Genomic DNA, 21,079 nt, shown 5'->3' on the forward strand with positions numbered 1-21,079 from the left:
CGGAGTAGTGGTATTGGTGGATGAATACGATAAACCTCTGTTGCAGGCTTTGGGTAATTTTATTTATAGAATATCGGGTGGATGCCAACAATCCGCTTCCATTGATTTATCAGAGAGGTTAGCTGATTATCAAGGACTATGACAAAGAATTTCAACTTTATCGTTTGGCTTTCCCTAATGAAGAGGTTCGTTATGGTTTCCTTAATTTTTGGGTTCCTTATTACACACCGGTCAATGAAGATGAGAATTTCTATATAGGCAAATTCGTTCAGGAATAGCGTGTCGGAAAGGTACCTGAGCCCGATAAAAAGAAGTTTGGTTGATTGCGTCAACAATTCTTCTATCGGTCTCAGGTTGTTTTATTTAAAACTGCTTTTCAATATAAATACTTCAAACGTTTTTAATAGTATCAACTGGTGTCTTTCCGAAATACTTCTTATATTTTTCGCGGAAGTTATCCATATCTTTCATTCCGATTTTCTCTGGGACTTCGTTTACGCGATATTTTCCACTCTTTAACATTTCATGCGCTTTTTCCATTCGGATTTTGAGAATGAATTTGTTAAGTGCTTCGCCTGTTAATTGCGTCCACTTGTTGTAAAGACTTGTCCGGCTAATTCCAAGCTCTTTGGCAATGGAGTCTATGGTTAGTTTTTCATTATTCAGATTTTCCAGAATGATTTTAGTAACTTTACTTATCAAAGGGTGTTTACCATCCTGCAATATTTCTGACGCTTTTGTCTCCAAAAACTCTTCTCCAAATAATCGTTGTAAGAATGATTTTCGAAGAAAACGAGTGTTTTTGATAAGGATTGACATTTCAAGCTTTAAATCTGTTACACTAAAGGGCTGTTGCAAGAATGTATCGGCTAAAGAAGTCTTTCTTCTATTGTGCTGGTTAATATCTATATGCGAACTATAAAGTATGATAGGTATGATTGATGTTTCGCAAGATGTTTTCAATCTTGATGAGAGTTCGACACCATCCATGTTTTGAAGTTCTGTATCACAAATCACTAAATCAGGATATTCATTTTTTATGTAAGCCATCGCTTCGATGCCATCTCTAAAACTTTTAATAGTAAACTCTTCCGTTAAACAACTTGTCAGATAGGATCGGAAATCATCATTACTGTCGGCAAGTACGACTGTCGGCTTGTGAGAACTTCTTTTACAGGGAGCCTTTGAAAGCAAACGATCTATCTTTTCAATCTCAGTATGATTGGTGATACTCAATGCCGAATGATTTAATTGGTTTTTACAAGAGCATTTTACTGGAAACTTTAATGTGACAGTATGATATGTACTGTTTACTATGATTTTTCCATTACACAAATTCGTTAGTTTCTTATATAATATGCTTTTTGCAAAATCGCATTCAAATTCTGTTGTCTGTCTCATCAACCGATGTTTATTTTGATTATAAAGCTTTGTCAGTTTACCATCTCCTGAATCGGGTACACTTATTTCCCAATGTTCCTGACTGATAGAAATCAGTAATGTAATGTTTGTTTTTGGTTTGGAACAGTCGATTGCATTAGTTATGAATTTATCGATAATTGGTGAGACTTTGCTTTTGTCAAACCATACACTGGCATAGGTGAAGTTTGTATTGATGATTAGTTTTATGTGTTTATTCGTTGCATAGCCTTGTAGGGATTGAATTCTGCTTCTTACATAGCTTCCTAATTCATGTTCGGTAATGTCCATGGCTTCGGGATGATTATGCAAATATTTCAATCCGGACAATCTGTCCAGATTCTCATTTAAGCATTCTATATTCCGAATAGCTAGTAATAAATCATTCTTCATATTCTCGGGACAGGTGTCACTACAGATCGTTCGTAAAGGAACATGGACTAAGGTAATTGGATTTCGAATACTTTGGAAAGAATCTATAAAATACTGGTTCTCTTCTTTGAGGAAATTTCTTTCTTTTTGTATGGAAAGATAATGAAATAAATGCCAGTAGAGATAGAAACTTATTACAATCAACAATAAAACTAAGTATGATTGATTCTCAAATATTGTTGCTATTAAGAAAGATGCAGCAATAGATATTGTCTTTAAATACATCATGTTGTTATATTTTAAATGACGTCACTCCTAAAGAGTTTGCTTTTTCTTTCTAATTCAAAAGACATAGTAGATTATATGCCAACTATGATTTCATAATTGTGCACATCTATAAACTCAAATAATATGATCTCAAATTTGTTTGTTTTTTGGGAGGTCAATATTGATCATGAGTTATGTTTATTGAAAATTCAATTTCTAAATGTCTTGAACTATCAATAAAAAAGCAAAGTCCCCCAAGTAACAATAATTATTTTCATTTATTTGTATTAGGCATAATAAACTAGCCTCAGGTGAATAATCAGGGGAGGAGGCGATCTTATATTATGTATGCTATCGGACCATGATGTCTCAATAGCTGTTTGTTTGTGCTCAATCATGAATTAATATCAAATAAAATACATTTGTTCCCTTCTGATAAAGCAGGAAATTGTATTTACGAAGTAAATGTAACTTGTAATAACATGAAAACAATCATTTTGTTTGCTTTATTTGGTAGATTGTTGTAAAATTATTTATTTTGTTTATTAATTAACTGAAAGTTGTATAATTGCCTTAGGTTAACACAAAGTATATTGTAAATGAAATTTTGGAATTTATAGATGTAAGATAGAATGATGAATTTGTGTTTTAAAATAAAAATATAAATATGTGATATAATAATGTACTTATATGTATTAAAAGGTGATGAATATACACTAATAGTATGCAAGTTGGTTATTTTAGTTTTCTACTTTTTTTTCTTGTCCCTTTTTTGTTTTAAGCAGATGTCTTTGTTTAAAAAACTTTATTCCAATTCATCTGCGCACGATTTTATCTTATCCTTTCATTCCCTAAGAAGATGGAGTAGTTGTGATCTGTGGCGGATATAGGTGGATGAGAAGATTTAAAGTATAAACCGACCTATGAATTTCATCTTCCATCTTTTTTTTAGTAATTTTGCCCAATCAACTCAATAACAAATAAATAATGGATGAATTAAACAATGGGGAACAAGGGCAATATGTCGAACCCGGGAAAAATGAGAAGAAAAATAATACACGAAAAATTGTAAAAAGAACTTTGATTACGGCAGGACTAGCTTTGGCTGTATACATGGTATACTCCATCGTTTATCTGTTTATTTCGCCCGACCGTAATATTCAGCAGATCTATCTGGTGCCAGAGGATGCAGCGTTTATCATTCAGTCATCTGCTCCGATAGAAGACTGGGAAAAGTTTAGTGGAAGCGAAACCTGGCAATGTCTGAGAAAAGCGAAATCATTTGAAGAAGTTGCGAAGAGCGTGGAAAAGCTTGACTCGGTTGTCAAAAGCAATAAAGTACTGTTATCACTGGTCGGTCAGCGGGATCTGCTTATCTCACTTCATAAGACCCGCGCTACCGATTGGGATTTTCTGCTTATAGTAGATATGCAGAAAGCTTCTAAAATGGATTTATTGAAGGATCAGGTCGAAACAGTGCTGGCAATGTCCGGCTTTACCGTCACTAATCGAATGCATAATGGAATTAACATTCTTGAAATGCGTGATCCGGATACCCGTGATGTCTTTTATACTGCTTTTGTGGATAATCACCTGGTAGGCTCTTATACTTCCGGCCTTGTTGAATCTGCCATCAACTCCCGTAATAAGCCTAAGATCGGACTTGACCAGTCTTTTATTGAAACGGAAAAATTAGTTTCCGGTAAAGGGCTTGTCAGGGTATTTATCAACTATGCCCGTATTCCTCAGTTTATGTCCATTTATCTGGGAGCGAGAAATGAATATGTCGATCTGTTCAGTAATTCTATGAATTTTGCGGGCCTTTACCTGAATATGGATAAGGACCGGATGGAAGTGAAAGGTTATACGTTGAAGAAAGATTCGGTGGATCCTTATATCACTGCCTTGCTGAATTCGGGAAAGCATAAAATGAAAGCTCACGAGATTTTGTCCGGGCGAACGGCTCTTTATACAAATATCGGCTTCGATAGTCCGGTAACTTTCGTGAAGGAACTAGAGAACGCTCTGTCTGTTCATGATAAACTGTTGTATGACTCTTATCAGAGTTCGCGGAAAAAGATAGAAAGCCTGTTTGGTATTTCTCTGGAAGAGAACTTCCTGAGCTGGATGTCCGGAGAGTTTGCCATAACGCAATCCGAACCGGGCTTATTAGGACATGATCCTGAAGTGATTCTGGCTATTCGGGCAAAAAGCATCAAAGACGCCCGTAAGAATATGGAGTTTATTGAAAAGAAGATCAAACGCCGGTCTCCGGTTAAGATAAAGTCTGTTAATTATAAGGACTTTGAAATCAATTATGTTGAAATGAAAGGTTTCTTCCGTCTGTTCTTCGGAAAGCTGTTTGATAAATTTGAGAAGCCATATTATACTTATGTGGATGATTATGTCGTTTTCAGCAATAAACCGGCTTCCTTGCTTTCCTTTGTAGAAGATTACGAACAGAAGAATTTACTGAAGAATAATGCAGGATTTAAGGATGCTTATTCGTATATGAAATCAAGTTCCACAATCTTCTTGTATACAGATATGCACAAGTTCTACTCACAATTGAAACCTATGATGAATCCCGCTACATGGAATGAAATACAATCGAATAAAGATATCTTGTATTCATTTCCTTACTGGACGATGCAGGTAATCGGAGATAACAACCAAGCTTCTCTGCAGTATGTGATGGATTACCGTCCGTACGAGCCGGAAGAGGTGGTGGCCGTTGTCAGCGATGAGGAAGATCAGGATATGGATGAAGAAGCTGTGACCGAAAAGGAGCAGATGAGTGAGTTAAAGCGTTTCTATATTGAGAAGTTTGAAGGAAATGTTCTGCGTGAGTTCTATCCGGAAGGAGCATTGAAAAGCGAAGCGGAAGTGAAAGAGGGAAAACGTCACGGACGTTACCGTGAATATCACGAAAATGGAAAGCTCAAGCTTCGTGGGAAATATTCAAATAATCAGCCTAAAGGCACATGGAAGTATTACACCGAAGAAGGTGAATTTGAACGGAAGGAGAAGTTTTAAATGAACTTCTCCTGATTGGATATATATCTTATTTAATATTTTCTTCTGTGCTGGGACAAGAAGTTATCTATAAAGCGGACGATATAAACGACAGCAACTCCGGCTATGACCAATACGATAATACGACTCAACATAGTTTTTGATTTTATATTTGACAGGCACAAAGATAAATAAGATATATGATATATGGGATATCGGGATAAGAAAAAATAATTCAACCCTAGAACAGGGTTCTGAATAGTACTTTTATAAATTGCTGATTTCTAGCTATAAAGAAAAATATGAATAAAAAAGTGTCGAAAAGTTTTTGAGTTCTCGCAAAAAGCACTACCTTTGCATCCGCAAATAAGGATGGTTCCGTAGCTCAGCTGGATAGAGCAACGCCCTTCTAAGGCGTGGGTCAAGCGTTCGAATCGCTTCGGAATCACTGATGTAAACGTTGATTATTTAATAATAGTCAACGTTTTTCTTTTGTTTGGGGTACATCAATTTTATTGAATTCTGAGTGGTTTCATATTGCGATTATCCCCTATAAAACAGTAAATGTCCCCCTATGTCCCCCTTTGCTGTATACTATATTGATTTGATAAACAGGCAAATATTTGATTTAATTAAGAATATATTTATACCCCCTATTTTATAAAGCAACTCCCATTATTATTCCTACATTTGCATTCAGAGATTCGTCTCTTTAGTTGGGAAACATAAACCTTTTGTTCATGAAGCATTTACGACAAACTGTACTTTTTATATTGTTAGGATTCTTATTGACTGCTTGTCATCATACAGCCGACCGATTGTTATCTATCGAACAATTGATCAAGCTGAAACCGGACAGCGCTCTTTCTTTACTTCGCCAAATTCAGTATCCGGAGAAGCTGTCGGATTCAAATAGGGCTTTGTATGCATTGCTAATGACTCAGGTGATCAATCAGTCATCTGATGAGGAGCATAAAAGTGATTCACTTATATCTGTTGCAATTGATTATTATAAAGGAACCACGGACTCTGTTCATGCGGCACTGGCTTATTATAATGCCGGTCTGGTAGCAATGGATAATGAAGATTCGGAAGCTTCCCTGCATAATTTCCTAAAGACAATCGATTGGTTGGGAGAGAGTGATAACGATGAACTTCAGTTCATGGTCAGGTATAAAATGAGTCGTCTTTTCAACTTGCGACTGATTCCTGATGAGGAACTACGGTTGGGGAAGGCAGCGTTACCTTATGCCGAACGGACAGGCAACCCTTTGTATATCTGTGCACTGTTGCCGTATATCACTCACGGATTTATGCAGACAAATCAACTGGATAGCGCCTATAAATATTCTGTGCAAGCGATACAACTGGCTGAGAAAGAGAACTTGGTCCGGGCATTATCACATATTTATTCACAGCATGCCCATCTTTGCATGGCGATGAAGGACTATAAACAGGCGTTGATGTATCGCGATAAAGATTTGGCTATTCTATTTGAACTTTTCGGAGAGGAAAATGAATATATCTATGATCATTATATAAATAAGGCAAACACACTGACTGAACTGCATCAGTATGATTCTGCTTTCTACTACATTAATAAAGCGGTGGAAGATACAACAGATATACAATATACAACTCGAAAGTCTTTGGCTAAGGCTGAAATTTATGCTGCTACCGGGCAGATGGATTCGGCATATTATTATATGAACCGACATGCTGACTTGCGGGATAGGCTCATAGAGGAGAGAGATAAGGAAGGTTTACTGACTTTGCACCGGAATTATCACAATGATGAATTGAAAAAAGCCAATACCCGTCTTTGGCAACAGGCGGTGGAAAGGAAGCTGCAACTGTACGTTGTGACTATTGTTTGTTGCCTGGCGATTTTGTTAGGGGTATGCATCTACTTCTTTTTATATAAAAGGAAACAACAGGAAGTATTGCGTCAGAAAGGACAGATTGCCCATCAGCAGGAGTTGTTGAAGTACCGTGAAATAGAAAAACTACAGGCAGAAAAAGACTTGTCGGAAGCTAAGGAAAGGGAAGCGCAGATTCGGGAGAAAGAGGCTTTACTAAAGGTTGAGTTTTTTAAGCGCCTGAATGAAACTTGTATTCCTGTGATTGAAAATCCGAAAACCCAGCAGAATATAATGCTCAAGGATGAGGACTGGAAAGTAATATTCAAGAATGCCAACAGTATCTTCCTGAATTTTACAGAACGTCTGAAGAATCAGTATCCTGCACTGAATGAGGAGGATTTGCGGTATTGCTGTATGGTGAAAATGCAGTTTTCGCAGACTGATATTGCTAAGATCATGCATCTGGAGAAAGATTCGGTGAAGAAAAGACTGAAACGAATTCGTACCGAAAAGATGGGGATAGCGCAGGAAACAACATTGGAGGCTGTGCTTCGGGACTTTTAAATGATTAAGAATGAGAATGAAATAATTTGTTAAACCAAACATTAGAATTATGAAACAAACACTGAGTTTTCATAGTCCGATCATTGCTTCTACACAGAGCAAGGTGGATGTAGAAGCTTTTGAGAAGAGTACAGATGCTTTTGAAAAGGGAGAGCACTTACAGTCTTTTTATCTGTTGCTGGATTATATTGATCCGGAGTTACGCAGCAAATTTGGTAATGCAGAAGGGACAGAGTTTGCCGTACCTCATGGTTCCATTATGGTCTATCTGAGGCTGGAGGGTGACCAGCTGAATATTACAGCTCCATTTCTGTTGTTGCCGGAAAAGGGGAGGATTCCTTTGCTGCGCCAGGTGGCAGCTTTGAATCTGACAGAACTGACGTTAGCATGTATCTCTTTGCAGAATGATAAGTTGTTCTTTGACTTTCATTGTCCGGTGGCTTTATGCAATCCTTACAAGATATACTATGTGCTTGAGGAAATCTGCCGGATAGGAGATAAGTATGATGACGAATTTGTGACTAAGTTCAAGGCCGAGCGCATTTATGAGCCCAAAATTACTCCATACGACAATGAAACGGTGGATAAGGTATACGAAGCCCTCCAGCAGAGCTGTAAGGAATGTATGGACGCTGTAAAATACTTCGAGACAGAACGAAAATATGGTTATGCCTGGAATATATTATCCAGTACGCTTCTTAAAATATGCTATTTTGTCTGTCCGCAAGGGCAACTGCTGAATGATCTTGATAAAGCGATTACAGATCATGGGCGGGAGGATATGCCGTTGCCGGAGATCGTATCCCGTACCAAATCTGTTGTCACACGCCTTCAGGAAATGACGAAGGAGCAACTGGCTGCCGATCTTTACTTTGTTGAAACTTTCATTTCGGACAGACGCCGTTCCGTACTGAAAAACATTCAGGATAACTTTGAAGATGCATACGAGAAAGCCGGCTCGGCATTGGAATCAGGTGACTTCATCGTTTGCTGCCTGCTTATTATTAATAAATTCTATGAATTGTACTATTATAATAATGTGCAGAATGATGTGAATGCGGTAGTTGTGAAAGCAATGAAGGCTACCTCTGCCATGTCATGGGAAGAAGCTGCTCCGATATTATATGAAGCGATGGATAATATCATGGAAGGAGAACTGGATGTAGATGATGACGAAGAAGGTGGTGACGAAGACGGAGAAACAATGGGCTTCGATATGTCACAGCTTCAACAGATGCAACAGGAAATGATGCAGCAGGCGATGCAGAATATTGATATGGAGCAAATACAGAAGATGCAGCAACTTGCTATGGAGAATATGCAAAAGATGATGGCCGGTATGTATGGCAACAATAACAATACGGAAGAGGACACTAACAAATAAAGAACAAGACTATGGAACAGAATATATACAATGCCATTTATAAAGTGAATCATGCCGGTGGCTGCGGCAGTTGTTTTTATCTGAAACAATATGATCTGTTTGTTACCAATTATCATGTAGTAGAGGGATTCCGTCAGGTAGCGATCCAGGATAATGATAAGAATTCGTTTCTGGCCAGGGTCGTTATGGTAAATTCCGTATTGGATATTGCTTTGCTGTCGGTGGAAGGGGATTTTTCTGCTCTTCCGGATATCCGGTTATCGGAGTTGAAAGAAGTCGCGATCGGACAGAAGATAAACGTGGCCGGCTATCCGTTTGGTATGCCGTTCACCGTGACTGAAGGTACGGTTTCTTCTCCCAGACAGCTGATTAACAACAGTTATTATATTCAGACAGATGCTGCGGTCAATCCGGGAAATAGCGGAGGTCCCATGTTCAATGAACGTGGTGAATTGATCGCCATTACCGCCAGTAAGATCACCGATGCGGATAATATGGGATTTGGTATCCCTGTGGATACACTGAAAAAGGTGCTGGAGAATATAGAAAGTCTGGATCGCTCTGTTTTCAATGTGCAGTGTAATAGTTGCGATGAATTCATTTCCGAAGAAGATGAATATTGCCCTTGTTGCGGTGACAAGTTGCCGGAAGAAATCTTTAAAGAGAGAGGACTGACCGATCTGGCTGTATTCTGCGAAGAAGCCATTGAAGCGATGGGAATCAATCCGGTATTGGCACGTGTGGGATACGAAGGCTGGAAATTCTATAAGGGAAGTTCGGAGATACGTATGTTTGTGTACGACCGTTCTTATCTGTTTGCCACCTCTCCGCTGAATATTCTGCCAAAAAAGAATCTGGAACCTGTGCTGACCTATTTACTTCAGACAGAGATTGCTCCTTATCGTTTCGGACTGGATGGAAATCAGATTTATCTTTCTTATCGTGTGCATATATCTGATATATTCTCCGATTATTCGGAAAATGTCAAGACGAATCTGACCCATCTGGCTTTCAAGGCAGATGATCTGGATAATTATCTGGTGGATACTTTTGGCTGTGAGTTTTCCGAATATGCTAATAAAAACGCTATCTGACCAATAACTAAACTATTTGAATATCACTCCTTTCGCTGAATTATTGAGGCGGAAGGAGTGTCTTTTTTCCTCCCTGCCGGACACTCGCAAATCTATTTTTACGAAGAATAACGAACGTTATATAGGTTTCAAAAAGCTCAAAAAAGGTAAAATGATGTTGCGATTCTCTGTTATTACTTATACTTTTGGACGATTAACAACTAAAAAACACAATAAAGTTATGAAGAAATTGATTTTTTTATTTGCATTTTGCCTTACTGTGACTAACATTTTCGCTCAAACTGACCCTAGCCAATTGAAAAAAGAAGGAAGCGACGCTTTTAATGCCAAGAACTATCCCGTAGCTTATGCTAAATTCAGTGAGTATCTGAAACAAACGAATAACCAGGATTCTGCAATCGCTTATTACTGTGGTATGGCTGCAGATGAAGTGAAAAAGTATGCAGAAGCTGTGACTTTCTTTGATATTGCTATTCAAAAGAAATTCAATATAGGTAATGCTTATGCCCGTAAAGCGCTGGCACTGGATGCTATGAAGAAGACTGACGAGTATGTTGCTACCTTGGAAGAAGGTCTGAAAGTAGACCCGGACAATAAAACAATGATTAAGAACTATGGTCTCCACTACCTGAAAGCAGGTATCGCTGCGCAGAAAGCCGGAAAAGTGGAAGAAGCAGAAGAATGCTTTAAGAAAGTGATTCCTTTGGATCATAAAACATATAAAACCAATGCTTTGTATAGCCTGGGCGTTTTATGCTATAACGACGGTGCGAATATCCTGAAAAAGGCTGCTCCTCTGGCAAACTCTGATGCAGACAAATATGCTGCAGAAAAGGAAAAGGCAGATGGCAGATTTAAAGAAGCTATAGGTTACTTGGAAGAAGCTACCAAAGTTTCTCCGGAAGATACAAAGTCTAAAACTATGCTTTCTCAAGTGCAGGCAGCTATGAAGTAAACTACCAATTCCAGATAGAAAGGGTTGCCGGGGAACATTTTGGCAACCCTTTTTTATTGCTTCTTTTTTTGAATGATCTACTTTTTGCGTACTTTTGCTTTCCCAAAAAGAAAGACTTTATGCAATTATATACAAGAGAAGAAACGATTCGGAAAATAAACCATTTAGGGCAATCCTGTCGGCCTTTTATTTTTATTATTAATTATTTGCAGGATGCATCTTATATTGAAGAAGTTGCCTCTGTTGACCCTTCTGAAGTAGTATATAACCTGAATGGGTTTACCAACCAATCTTCATCGAAGGATGTGCTTTCTTGTTTTGAAGAACCTGTCCACTGGAATTCTTATCCCGAATCTTTCGATAGTTACCGTCGGTCATTTGATATCGTTCAACGGAATATATTTGCCGGAAACAGCTTTCTGACCAATCTGACATGCCGCACGCCGATAGAGACGAACCTTAGTCTGAAAGATATTTTCTTCCGTTCAAAAGCAATGTATAAATTGTGGGTCAGGGATCAGTTCACAGTTTTCTCTCCCGAGATATTTGTCAGAATCCAACAGGGAAAAATCAGTTCTTATCCGATGAAAGGTACTCTTGATGCATCATTGCCTTCGGCTGTCCGGCAGCTGATGGATGATCCGAAAGAGGCTGCCGAACATGCTACTATCGTAGATTTGATCCGCAATGATTTAAGCATAGTGGCCGATCGGGTATCTGTGTCCCGATACAGGTATATTGATAAGTTGCAGACGAATCGCGGAACTATTCTTCAGACGAGTTCTGAAATACAGGGAACCTTGCCGGATAATTATCGGGAAAATCTGGGACACATTCTTTTCAAACTCTTGCCTGCCGGTTCTATCACCGGTGCTCCCAAGAAAAAGACGATGCAGATTATCAGTGAAGCCGAGACGTATGAGAGAGGATTCTATACGGGTGTGATGGGGTATTTCGACGGAAGTAGCCTTGATAGTGCCGTTATGATACGTTTTGTGGAGCAGGAAGGCGACAGAATGTATTTTAAGAGCGGAGGCGGAATAACCTGCCGTAGTGAAGTGGAAAGTGAATATCATGAAATGAAACAAAAAGTATATGTGCCAATTTATTGAAACGATTCGCATAGAAGACGGACAGGTTTATAATCTGTCGTATCACACAGCGCGCATGAACCGGACTCGTGCCGCCTTTTGGAAAGAAGCGGCTCCCATTGATTTGTCCGGCTTTATATCTCCTCCGTCTCTGTCCGGTATCTGGAAGTGCCGGATTGTGTACGATAAGGAAATCGAAGAGGTCGGATACACTCCTTATCAAATGAGAATGGTTTCTTCCTTGCGTCCGGTTGCTTCGGACACTATTGATTATAGTTACAAGAGTACCAATCGGGAAGAATTGAATGATCTGTTTGCCCGGAGAGGGAAGGCAGACGATATTCTGATAGTGAAAGACGGATATCTGACTGATACCTCCATTGCCAACATAGCGCTGTATGACGGACATACATGGTATACTCCGGCTCATCCCTTGCTTCAGGGGACGAAGCGTGCGGAACTGTTGGATAATCGGTTCATAGTGGAGAAAGATATCCGGCAGGCGCAATTGGGCGATTACTCCCATATCATGTTGTTCAATGCGATGATAGACTGGAAACGGCTCATCATACCTGTCAATGAAAAATATTTTATTCTATAACTAAAATTAACGGAAATATATACAGAACCGTTGAACAAAGCCTCTTTTTAATCTGTTATATTTATGTGTTTTTCATAGTATTAGATAAAGATTAATTAAAAGAGATTGTACTTCACTTGTGAAAGCTTAGAGTACATCAGAAGCAGAAGAGTCTGTTTTTTTGATAAATGTGTTAGAGCATCGGTTTTACCAGGCCGATGCTTTTTTTATGTCCTTTTGTTGCGTTTTGTAGTTTATATGAAATAAAATTTGTACGTTTGTAGGGTAATAATAGAAAATGATGAAGATGAACATACCCGTTATCTTTCAGTTTTTAAAAGATCTTTCTGCGAATAATAATCGTGAGTGGTTTAATGAGCACCGGTCAGAATATGAAGTAGCCCGTGCCGAGTTTGATAACTTTCTGGCAACAGTAATCGCCCGCATTTCTTTGTTCGATGAAACAATCCGGGGAATCCAGCCCAAAGATTGTACCTATCGTATTTATCGGGATACCCGCTTCTCTGCGGATAAGACACCCTATAAGATACATTTTGGCGGTTATATCAATGCCAAAGGCAAGAAGTCCGATCATTGCGGATACTATGTGCATCTGCAGCCTGACGGAAGTATGCTTGCCGGAGGAAGCTTGTGTTTGCCTCCCAATGTACTGAAAGCTGTCCGCCAAGCCATTTATGACAATGTGGAAGAGTATATCTCCATTGTAGAAGACCCCGAATTCAAAAAATATTTTCCTGTAGTGGGAGAGGACTTCATGAAAACAGCTCCCAAGGGATTCCCGAAAGATTTTAAATATATTGATTATCTGAAGTGCAGACAGTTTGTCTGTTCTTATCTTGTTCCCGATGATTTTTTCACTCGGGCAGACATGATGGAGCAGATAGAGAAAGCATTCCGACAGTTCAAGAGATTTGCCGATTTCATCAATTACACAATTGATGATTTTGAATAAAATAATACCTAAAAATATAAACTTAAAAATTAAACTCATATGGTAGTAGATACTTTAGAAAATCTGGAAAAATACGCGTCTTTGAATCCTTTGTTTGCACAAGCTATTGAGTTCTTGAAATCTCATGACCTCCAAGCCATGGAAATAGGCAAGACTGAACTGAAAGGAAAAGATCTGCTAGTGAATATCGCACAGACAAAGCCTAAGACTAAGGAAGAGGCGAAATTGGAAACGCATAATGAATTTATTGATATTCAGATCCCATTGTCGGGAACAGAAGTGATGGGGTATACTGCTGCCAAAGATTGTGTGCCTGCCGACGCTCCTTATAATGTCGAAAAAGATATTACTTTCTTCGAAGGACTGGCAGAGACATATGTAGCTGTGAAACCGGGAATGTTTGCCATCTTCTTCCCGCAAGACGGACATGCTCCCGGCATTACTCCTGATGGAGTGAAGAAAGTGATCGTAAAAGTAAAAGCATAAACCTAATTCAATTCTGATATGAAAGAGACACTCAACATTATCAAAAACGATCCCTGGCTGGAACCTTTCGCAGATGCCATTACCGGTCGTCACCAGTATGCACTGAACAAGGAAGCCGAGTTGACCAATAAAGGAAAACAAACTCTTTCGGACTTTGCATCAGGCTATCTTTATTTTGGTCTGCACCGTACTCCCAAAGGATGGACGTTCCGCGAATGGGCACCGAATGCTACTCATATTTATATGGTAGGTACATTCAACAACTGGGAAGAGAAAGCTGCTTATAAGCTGAAAAAACTGAAAAACGGTAATTGGGAAATCAATCTTCCGGCAGATGCCATTCATCACGGAGACTTATATAAGTTGAATGTGTATTGGGATGGCGGACAAGGTGAACGCATTCCTGCATGGGCTACACGTGTGGTGCAGGACGAGCAGACCAAGATATTCAGCGCACAAGTCTGGGCACCGGAAAAGCCATATAAATTCAAGAAAAAGACATTTAAGCCTACTACGAATCCTTTGTTGATCTATGAATGTCATATTGGAATGGCACAACAGGAGGAAAAAGTAGGCACATACAATGAATTCCGCGAAAAAACACTTCCACGCATAGCACAGGAAGGCTATAACTGTATTCAGATTATGGCCATTCAGGAGCATCCTTATTATGGTAGTTTTGGCTATCATGTATCCAGTTTCTTTGCTGCTTCCTCCCGCTTTGGTACGCCTGACGAACTGAAAGCGCTGATTGATGCTGCTCATGAGATGGGGATTGCCGTTATTATGGATATTGTCCATTCTCATGCGGTGAAAAACGAAGTGGAAGGTTTGGGCAACTTTGCCGGTGATCCGAACCAGTATTTCTATCCGGCTCCTCGTCGTGAGCATCCGGCATGGGATTCACTATGCTTTGATTATGGTAAAAATGAAGTGATCCATTTCTTATTGTCCAACTGTAAATACTGGCTGGAAGAATATAAGTTTGACGGATTCCGTTTTGACGGTGTGACGTCTATGTTGTATTATAGCCACGGGTTGGGAGAAGCATTCTGTAATTATGGAGATTACTTCAATGGTCATCAGGACGGCAATGCCATTTGCTACCTGACATTGGCGAATGAGTTGATTCATCAGGTCAATCCGAAGGCTATCTCTATTGCTGAAGAAGTTTCCGGTATGCCGGGACTTGCCGCCAAAGTAGAAGATGGCGGTTACGGATTTGATTACCGTATGGCTATGAACATCCCTGATTACTGGATCAAGACTATCAAGGAAAAGATTGATGAGGACTGGAAACCTTCCAGTATGTTCTGGGAAGTAACCAACCGTCGTCAGGATGAAAAGACGATCTCTTATGCGGAAAGTCATGATCAGGCATTGGTAGGAGACAAGACTATTATTTTCCGTCTGATTGATGCCGATATGTATTGGCATATGCAGAAAGGCGATGAGAATTATGTAGTCAATCGCGGAATCGCTTTACATAAGATGATCCGCTTGCTGACATCTTCGACGATCAATGGCGGTTATCTGAACTTTATGGGTAATGAGTTCGGGCATCCCGAATGGATCGATTTTCCGCGTGAAGGTAATGGATGGTCTTGTAAGTATGCCCGTCGTCAGTGGGATCTGGTAGATAACAAGAATCTGGCTTATCACTACATGGGGGACTTTGATGCTGAGATGCTGAAAGTGATCAAGAGTGTGAAAGATTTCCAGGCGACTCCGGTCCAGGAGATCTGGCATAATGATGGTGATCAGGTATTGGCTTATGGACGTAAGGATCTGATATTTGTATTTAACTTCAATCCGAAACAGTCTTTTGTAGATTATGGTTTCCTCGTTAGTCCGGGAGCTTATGAAGTAATCTTGAATACGGATAATGTTGCATTTGGCGGAAATGGTCTTGCAGATGATTCAGTAGTTCATTTCACGATTGCCGATCCGTTGTATAAGAAGGAAAAGAAAGAGTGGCTGAAACTCTATATTCCTGCACGTACAGCTGTTGTTTTGAGAAAGAAGAAATAACTCAGGGAATAAAAAATAAGAAAGCCCTTGCCGAGCATTTAATGTTTGGCAAGGGCTTTTTTTATAAGAATGTTCCCGGACCGAGAATGTCGTACATATAACTGACATTGCGGGTTTTTAGCAACATTCCTTGCGGGGAATAAAAGAGCTGGTATTTGATATCTACATTATCTTGTCCTACCTTAATGACGATGATTGCCTGCCATTTAGGAAACTCCACCATGGTTACATCATTTACTACCCAACTGGCATAAGGACCGGATACAAAGGCATTGTATACGGTAGGTGTCACCCGGTCGAGACTGACAAGGTCCGTCTGTGTCATTTGCCATTGAGCCTGCGTATTGAACCAGACGTTTTTAGTGAATCCATTCATAACAAAGTTAGCGCAATAATAGCCATCATCCTGCGACCATGCTATACCGTTGGCTTTGGGGTACATCTTTTTGAAGGCAGCCTGTATATTGCCGGGAGGTAAGATTGCGAAGGCAGATACAGACAATAATAATATGACTGCCAAAAAACTAATTTTCTTCATAAGGTTCTGGTTTAGGAAATTATTTATCTAACTAAACAGCCTTTGAGAATTTTTGTTTTCAGTTGGGGAGAATAAATCAGTAGTATCTCCATTGGGGCTGCCTAAAAAGTCAATAGTATCATCAATTCCCCTCCCTTCGGGAAGGAGGAGAGTTAAGATACTATTGATTTATCATTTGCCTTCAATCGGAGCAGATCAGAATGTAATCTTCAGAATCTTCCCATTATAGGCTCCAACGGAAACCTCAGTGGCTTTATAAGGCAATAAACAGATTTCCTCTTTGGCACCGGTCAATAAGTCTGTAGCCTGATATTTTTCCATTTGTGGTATCTGTAAGAAATCAAACGCGTGAGAAGGTACGTTGATTGCTACATCAACCAGTTGGCTATCGAAATTGACGATGATGAACAGCAATTCATTCTTATACTTTCGCATAAAAGTATATTGCTTATGTTCGTCGAAACGCCATCCGTTTTTATTGGCGTACATCAGGTCGAAGAATACTCCTTTGGCGATGGATGTCTCTTCATTACATAGCGTAAGTACTCTTTGGTAAATGCTGTACAGGCGTTTATGCTCTTCGGTCAGCATTTTGCCGTCAAACTTACCGCCATTGCGCCAGCGACGAATAGTATCCACGCTCCAGTAATCGAATATCGTAGTCCGTCCGTCTCTTCCGCTGAAACCTTCGCTGTCCATTCCCAGTTCTCCAAACTCCTGACCAAAATAAATCATCATAGGATTGGTGTTCATACAAGCAGAAACGATCAGAGCAGGGATTCCTTTACGTGGATCTCCTGCAAAGAAATCGGAAGCGATGCGCTGTTCGTCATGGTTTTCCAGGAAGTTCAGCATTTGCTTTTCTATTCCGTTCAGACTTTGCCAGCAGTGGGTGATGGATGCAGCGGATTCGTAGCCGCAAGCTACATTGCGGAGTGTATCGTATAAACCGACCTTATCATATAGATAGTCAAATTTCCCACGGAAGAGATAATTGCGGTATTCGTTGGGATTATAGACCTCGGCAATGAAAAGGATTTCCGGATGTGCTTCCTTTACTTGTGGAATAGCCCATTCCCAAAATTCTACAGGAACCATTTCCGCCATATCGCAGCGGAAACCGTCGATACCTTTTGAGGCCCAGAATAAAAGAATGTCCAGCATCTTTATCCAGGTATCCGGAGTCGGGGAGAAATGGCAAGTGCCGCCATTCAGATAATCCACTCCATAGTTCAGCTTGATGGTTTCGTACCAGTCGTTGATGTTCGGTGTAGCGTCAAAACGGTTGTTACCTGTCGCTTTGGCCGGATATTCATGGTAAGGCTCTGCTGCGCCTTCTTTCATATCGAACTGGGCACGCAACTCGGACTGCGGTATATAGTAGAAATTATTGTACGGGCTGAAAGCGTAGTTCGGGTCATCGTTTGCTCCCAGTTCGGTAGTGCCGTCCGGTTGTGCATCCGAGTGATACTGGCGTGCTACATGGTTGGGGACAAAATCTATAATAACTTTCAGTCCGGAACGGTGAGTGCGATGTACCAGATTCTCGAACTCCTTCATTCGTTCCGGCACATCGGTTGCCAAGTCCGGATCTACATCATAATAATCCTTGATGGCGTAGGGAGAGCCCGCTTTGCCTTTCACGATGGCGGGGTGGTCGGGACGTATGTTGAAGCGACGGTAATCCGTCTCCGTTGCATGCTCGATAATGCCTGTATACCAGATATGGGTAGCACCCAGTTTCCTGATTTCTCCAAGTGCCTTGAGGGTGAAGTCGGCCATTTTACCACATCCGTTGGCGGTAATGTCTCCATTATAGACACAATGGTTGTTATTGTTTCCGAACAGGCGTGTAAACACCTGATAGATAATCATTTTATTTTCGTTGTTCATATAGAGTAGATTTTATTTCATATTATAAATATTTTCGGGAAAAGTAAGGAGTTACTTCCATATTTTCCCTTTTTCCGCCAGTGTCTGGTCAAGTAAGTCATTGGCTATCTTATAACCTTGCTCGAAGATTTCTTCTGCTTTTTCCAGTTCGGTGTTGCTGTATCCATAGAGGTTGTATGGCTCGATCAGCAAGTCACATTTTTCTCTTTCGGGGAAAGTATTGGCACGGAACATAAAGTGGAAGGAGCGCATGGCAATGCTTACGATATTCATTTTATAGTCTTGCGCCATGATGGGACTTACGTTGACGGCTACCACCTTGTCGCATATTCTGCGAAGGGTGGAGACCGGAAGGTTCATCATTAATCCGCCATCTACGTAATTGGTTCCGTCGATATTGACCGGAGCAAACATGACAGGCATACAGCAGGAAGCAGCCACACGTTCGGCTATGGAGCCACGGTGGAAATGAACCATACGTCCGTGGTCCAGATCGGTAGCCGTGATGATTAAGGGGATTTGCAACTCTTCCAGATTCTTGGCCTTCAGATTGGTATGGAGAAAGTCAATAAATTCGCAGAGATCAAATAGTCCTTTCTTGGGGATGACTAACTTTGTCAGGTCTTGAAACTTATGGCCGGAGAAGTATTCAATCACTTGGTGAGGTTCATTTCCGTCGGCATAAAAAACTCCGGCAAGCGCACCGGCACTTACTCCGGAGATAATGTCCGGTTTGATATCATGCTCCAGCAGAGCCTGCATCACCCCCAAATGCGCAAATCCTTTAATAAATCCTCCGCTTAAAGCATAGCCTATCTGATATTTACGGCTATTCCAGTTATTTGTGAATACCTCCATGAGTTACTTTCTTTTTTTAGTTCGCCACGAATTTAGTGAATTTATTGAAAGTAGGAGGAATATAATGGATAGTTTTTTTGAATTGTATACAATCCTCTGAAAGCTATCCATATTTGGGGCTGATGCTGCTAGAATCCGAAATCGTCTATCTCAACTTTATGTTCTTCTGATTCTTTGAAAGGTTTCGCTTCTTTCTGCACAGGGTTTCCTTCGATATATACGGCACGGAACGGGCGGGCAGGGCAGACGTATTCGCAGCCGCCACATCCGACGCAGATCTCTGTATTGACGTGGGGAAGAGTCAGTCCGTCTTTGTAGGGTACCATAGCAATGGCTTGCGTAGGACAATGCTCTGAACAGGCTCCGCAACTGGTTCCGTCAGTGAGGACAATGCAATTTTCTTCTATAAAGACGACATAGCCCATCTGAGTGAGATGTTTCTGTTCTACCGTCAACGGAGGGATGGCACCGTTGGGACAGACATCGCTGCATACGGTACAGTCGAAATTACAGAATCCTTTTTCGAAACTGACCGTTGGCTGCATCACACCTCCCAGACCGTATTCCATGAAAGCGGGTTTCAGTACATGCGACGGGCATTTGCTGACACAAAGATGGCATGATGTACAATGTTGCTGGAAACGCTTCTGGCTGACAGATCCCGGAGGAGTAATCGGATTTTCTTTTTTGTATGCCTTTTTGCCTTCCATCGTCGCAATGGATTCTTGCGCCTTTGTAAGAAGCGTGGGAGCTGCTCCGGCAGTAGCCAGTCCGGCAAGCAGAAAACGACGTTTGGAAGAATCTGCAGCAACGGAAGATGATTCTGTTGCCACCGGTTGTTTTTCTGTAGCGGAAGAACGTTGTTGTCCCTTTGAAGCAGGGGCGTAAACCAGCGCTTTCTGTTTGCAGGCACCGAGACAGTCGAAACAGTCTACACAGCGGCTATAGTCAATAGCGTGTTCTTTGCTGTGGATGCAGGCAGCTTTGCATTTGGTAGCGCAAAGTCCGCAACCATTACATTTTGCGGTATCGATACGGACTTTGAACAAAGAGTAACGGCTCAAAAATCCTAATACCGTACCTACCGGACAAATGGTATTACACCACGTGCGTCCATGTTTCCATGCTAATATAAGAATGGCGGCAAAGGTCAGTATCGCTATAAGAAGGGAAGAAAGGCTTAATACCGAGGTGTCTACCTGATAAAACGTGTAGTTGTCGAATCTGGAAAATACGGATTCCAGCAGGTTGTTTCCCAGCATATACACCGGTTTGAAGATATGTACTACAATGCGTCCGTATGCGCTATACGGGTCCAGCAATCCCAATACCACTGAGAAGCCGCATACGGAGGCAATTACAGTCACTCCGAGCACGGTCCATCTCAGCATATTCTTTGCAGGACTGTACCGATATCTTTTTTTCTTCTTTCCCACAGACTTTGAAATGCGTGCTATAACATCCTGCCATATTCCCATCGGACAGATGGTAGAGCAATAGATACGTCCGAACAACAGGGTTAACGCAATCAGTACAATCAGTATGCCTATGCTGAGAGATAGCACGGCAGGGACAAACTGTATATGTGCCAATCGATGAAAACTGTTCGGCAGAATATTAGCAAAATCGAGAAAATAAAAAGTAATCAGTGCAAAAAGGACGACTGATATTCCGATACGTATCTTTCTTAACATGGT

General features: G+C 40.6%; 15 protein-coding genes, 1 tRNA gene and 1 pseudogene. 12 read left to right on the forward strand and 5 right to left on the reverse strand.

Annotated elements, in window-relative coordinates:
* Window positions 1-62: 62 nt before the first annotated feature.
* A pseudogene (locus BT_RS24530) lies at window positions 63-275 on the forward strand (AAA family ATPase); the annotation flags it as partial.
* A 115-nt stretch (window positions 276-390) separates the two neighbouring features.
* On the opposite strand, the gene BT_RS03805 reads toward BT_RS24530, so the two are convergent.
* Complete coding sequence (locus tag BT_RS03805) at window positions 391-2,076, reverse strand: hybrid sensor histidine kinase/response regulator transcription factor (protein ID WP_008765624.1); 1,686 nt, start codon at window positions 2,074-2,076, stop codon at window positions 391-393.
* Window positions 2,077-3,045: 969 nt separating this feature from the next.
* Here BT_RS03805 and BT_RS03810 point away from each other — a divergent pair.
* The 11 genes from BT_RS03810 (at window position 3,046) to BT_RS03860 (ending at window position 16,093) form a co-directional block, all read left to right on the forward strand.
* Window positions 3,046-5,094, forward strand: a complete 2,049-nt coding sequence (locus BT_RS03810; protein WP_008765626.1) for a DUF3352 domain-containing protein — start codon at window positions 3,046-3,048, stop codon at window positions 5,092-5,094.
* A 353-nt stretch (window positions 5,095-5,447) separates the two neighbouring features.
* Window positions 5,448-5,521 (forward strand) — tRNA-Arg (locus BT_RS03815).
* A 292-nt stretch (window positions 5,522-5,813) separates the two neighbouring features.
* Window positions 5,814-7,499, forward strand: a complete 1,686-nt coding sequence (locus BT_RS03820) for a transcriptional regulator (protein WP_011107435.1) — start codon at window positions 5,814-5,816, stop codon at window positions 7,497-7,499.
* Window positions 7,500-7,548: 49 nt separating this feature from the next.
* Window positions 7,549-8,883, forward strand: coding sequence for a hypothetical protein (locus tag BT_RS03825; protein WP_011107436.1), 1,335 nt, complete (start codon window positions 7,549-7,551; stop codon window positions 8,881-8,883).
* A gap of 11 nt (window positions 8,884-8,894) precedes the next feature.
* Window positions 8,895-9,977 carry a trypsin-like peptidase domain-containing protein gene (locus tag BT_RS03830; protein ID WP_008765630.1) on the forward strand — a complete coding sequence of 361 codons (1,083 nt, stop codon included), beginning with the start codon at window positions 8,895-8,897 and terminating at the stop codon, window positions 9,975-9,977.
* 220 nt (window positions 9,978-10,197) lie between these two features.
* Complete coding sequence (locus BT_RS03835; RefSeq protein ID WP_016267501.1) at window positions 10,198-10,932, forward strand: tetratricopeptide repeat protein; 735 nt, start codon at window positions 10,198-10,200, stop codon at window positions 10,930-10,932.
* A gap of 119 nt (window positions 10,933-11,051) precedes the next feature.
* The gene (locus tag BT_RS03840; RefSeq protein WP_008765632.1) at window positions 11,052-12,044 is read left to right on the forward strand and encodes an aminodeoxychorismate synthase component I; all 993 of its coding nucleotides are present in this window, start codon (window positions 11,052-11,054) and stop codon (window positions 12,042-12,044) included.
* Window positions 12,028-12,624, forward strand: a complete 597-nt coding sequence (locus tag BT_RS03845) for an aminotransferase class IV family protein (protein WP_011107438.1) — start codon at window positions 12,028-12,030, stop codon at window positions 12,622-12,624. The genes BT_RS03840 and BT_RS03845 overlap by 17 nt, the downstream gene beginning before the upstream one ends.
* Before the next feature lie 277 nt (window positions 12,625-12,901).
* Complete coding sequence (locus tag BT_RS03850) at window positions 12,902-13,576, forward strand: DUF2461 domain-containing protein (RefSeq protein ID WP_008761471.1); 675 nt, start codon at window positions 12,902-12,904, stop codon at window positions 13,574-13,576.
* A 39-nt stretch (window positions 13,577-13,615) separates the two neighbouring features.
* Window positions 13,616-14,062 (forward strand): YhcH/YjgK/YiaL family protein, encoded by a 447-nt coding sequence (locus tag BT_RS03855; RefSeq protein WP_008761472.1) that lies wholly within the window; start codon window positions 13,616-13,618, stop codon window positions 14,060-14,062.
* Between the two features lie 18 nt (window positions 14,063-14,080).
* The gene (locus tag BT_RS03860) at window positions 14,081-16,093 is read left to right on the forward strand and encodes an alpha amylase C-terminal domain-containing protein (protein ID WP_011107440.1); all 2,013 of its coding nucleotides are present in this window, start codon (window positions 14,081-14,083) and stop codon (window positions 16,091-16,093) included.
* 61 nt (window positions 16,094-16,154) lie between these two features.
* On the opposite strand, the gene BT_RS03865 is transcribed toward BT_RS03860, so the two are convergent.
* From BT_RS03865 to BT_RS03880, 4 genes are all read right to left on the reverse strand, one after another.
* A complete protein-coding gene (locus BT_RS03865; protein ID WP_008761473.1) occupies window positions 16,155-16,631 on the reverse strand; it encodes a PepSY-like domain-containing protein in 477 nt (158 codons plus the stop codon).
* A 195-nt stretch (window positions 16,632-16,826) separates the two neighbouring features.
* Complete coding sequence (locus BT_RS03870) at window positions 16,827-18,524, reverse strand: alpha-amylase family protein (RefSeq protein ID WP_008765636.1); 1,698 nt, start codon at window positions 18,522-18,524, stop codon at window positions 16,827-16,829.
* 51 nt (window positions 18,525-18,575) lie between these two features.
* Complete coding sequence (locus BT_RS03875) at window positions 18,576-19,382, reverse strand: patatin-like phospholipase family protein (protein ID WP_008761475.1); 807 nt, start codon at window positions 19,380-19,382, stop codon at window positions 18,576-18,578.
* 128 nt (window positions 19,383-19,510) lie between these two features.
* A complete protein-coding gene (locus tag BT_RS03880) occupies window positions 19,511-21,076 on the reverse strand; it encodes a 4Fe-4S binding protein (protein WP_008765637.1) in 1,566 nt (521 codons plus the stop codon).
* Window positions 21,077-21,079: the final 3 nt, after the last annotated feature.

The sequence above is a fragment of the Bacteroides thetaiotaomicron VPI-5482 genome, from assembly GCF_000011065.1.
Taxonomy (GTDB): Bacteria; Bacteroidota; Bacteroidia; order Bacteroidales; family Bacteroidaceae; genus Bacteroides; species Bacteroides thetaiotaomicron.

Bases quoted from the DNA above. Each gene is read 5' to 3' on its own strand.
- BT_RS03805 (WP_008765624.1), bottom strand. From the start codon at position 2,076: ATGTATTTAAAGACAATATCTATTGCTGCATCTTTCTTAATAGCAACA.
- BT_RS03810 (WP_008765626.1), top strand. From the start codon at position 3,046: ATGGATGAATTAAACAATGGGGAACAAGGGCAATATGTCGAACCCGGG.
- BT_RS03820 (WP_011107435.1), top strand. From the start codon at position 5,814: ATGAAGCATTTACGACAAACTGTACTTTTTATATTGTTAGGATTCTTA.
- BT_RS03825 (WP_011107436.1), top strand. From the start codon at position 7,549: ATGAAACAAACACTGAGTTTTCATAGTCCGATCATTGCTTCTACACAG.
- BT_RS03830 (WP_008765630.1), top strand. From the start codon at position 8,895: ATGGAACAGAATATATACAATGCCATTTATAAAGTGAATCATGCCGGT.
- BT_RS03835 (WP_016267501.1), top strand. From the start codon at position 10,198: ATGAAGAAATTGATTTTTTTATTTGCATTTTGCCTTACTGTGACTAAC.
- BT_RS03840 (WP_008765632.1), top strand. From the start codon at position 11,052: ATGCAATTATATACAAGAGAAGAAACGATTCGGAAAATAAACCATTTA.
- BT_RS03845 (WP_011107438.1), top strand. From the start codon at position 12,028: ATGTGCCAATTTATTGAAACGATTCGCATAGAAGACGGACAGGTTTAT.
- BT_RS03850 (WP_008761471.1), top strand. From the start codon at position 12,902: ATGATGAAGATGAACATACCCGTTATCTTTCAGTTTTTAAAAGATCTT.
- BT_RS03855 (WP_008761472.1), top strand. From the start codon at position 13,616: ATGGTAGTAGATACTTTAGAAAATCTGGAAAAATACGCGTCTTTGAAT.
- BT_RS03860 (WP_011107440.1), top strand. From the start codon at position 14,081: ATGAAAGAGACACTCAACATTATCAAAAACGATCCCTGGCTGGAACCT.
- BT_RS03865 (WP_008761473.1), bottom strand. From the start codon at position 16,631: ATGAAGAAAATTAGTTTTTTGGCAGTCATATTATTATTGTCTGTATCT.
- BT_RS03870 (WP_008765636.1), bottom strand. From the start codon at position 18,524: ATGAACAACGAAAATAAAATGATTATCTATCAGGTGTTTACACGCCTG.
- BT_RS03875 (WP_008761475.1), bottom strand. From the start codon at position 19,382: ATGGAGGTATTCACAAATAACTGGAATAGCCGTAAATATCAGATAGGC.
- BT_RS03880 (WP_008765637.1), bottom strand. From the start codon at position 21,076: ATGTTAAGAAAGATACGTATCGGAATATCAGTCGTCCTTTTTGCACTG.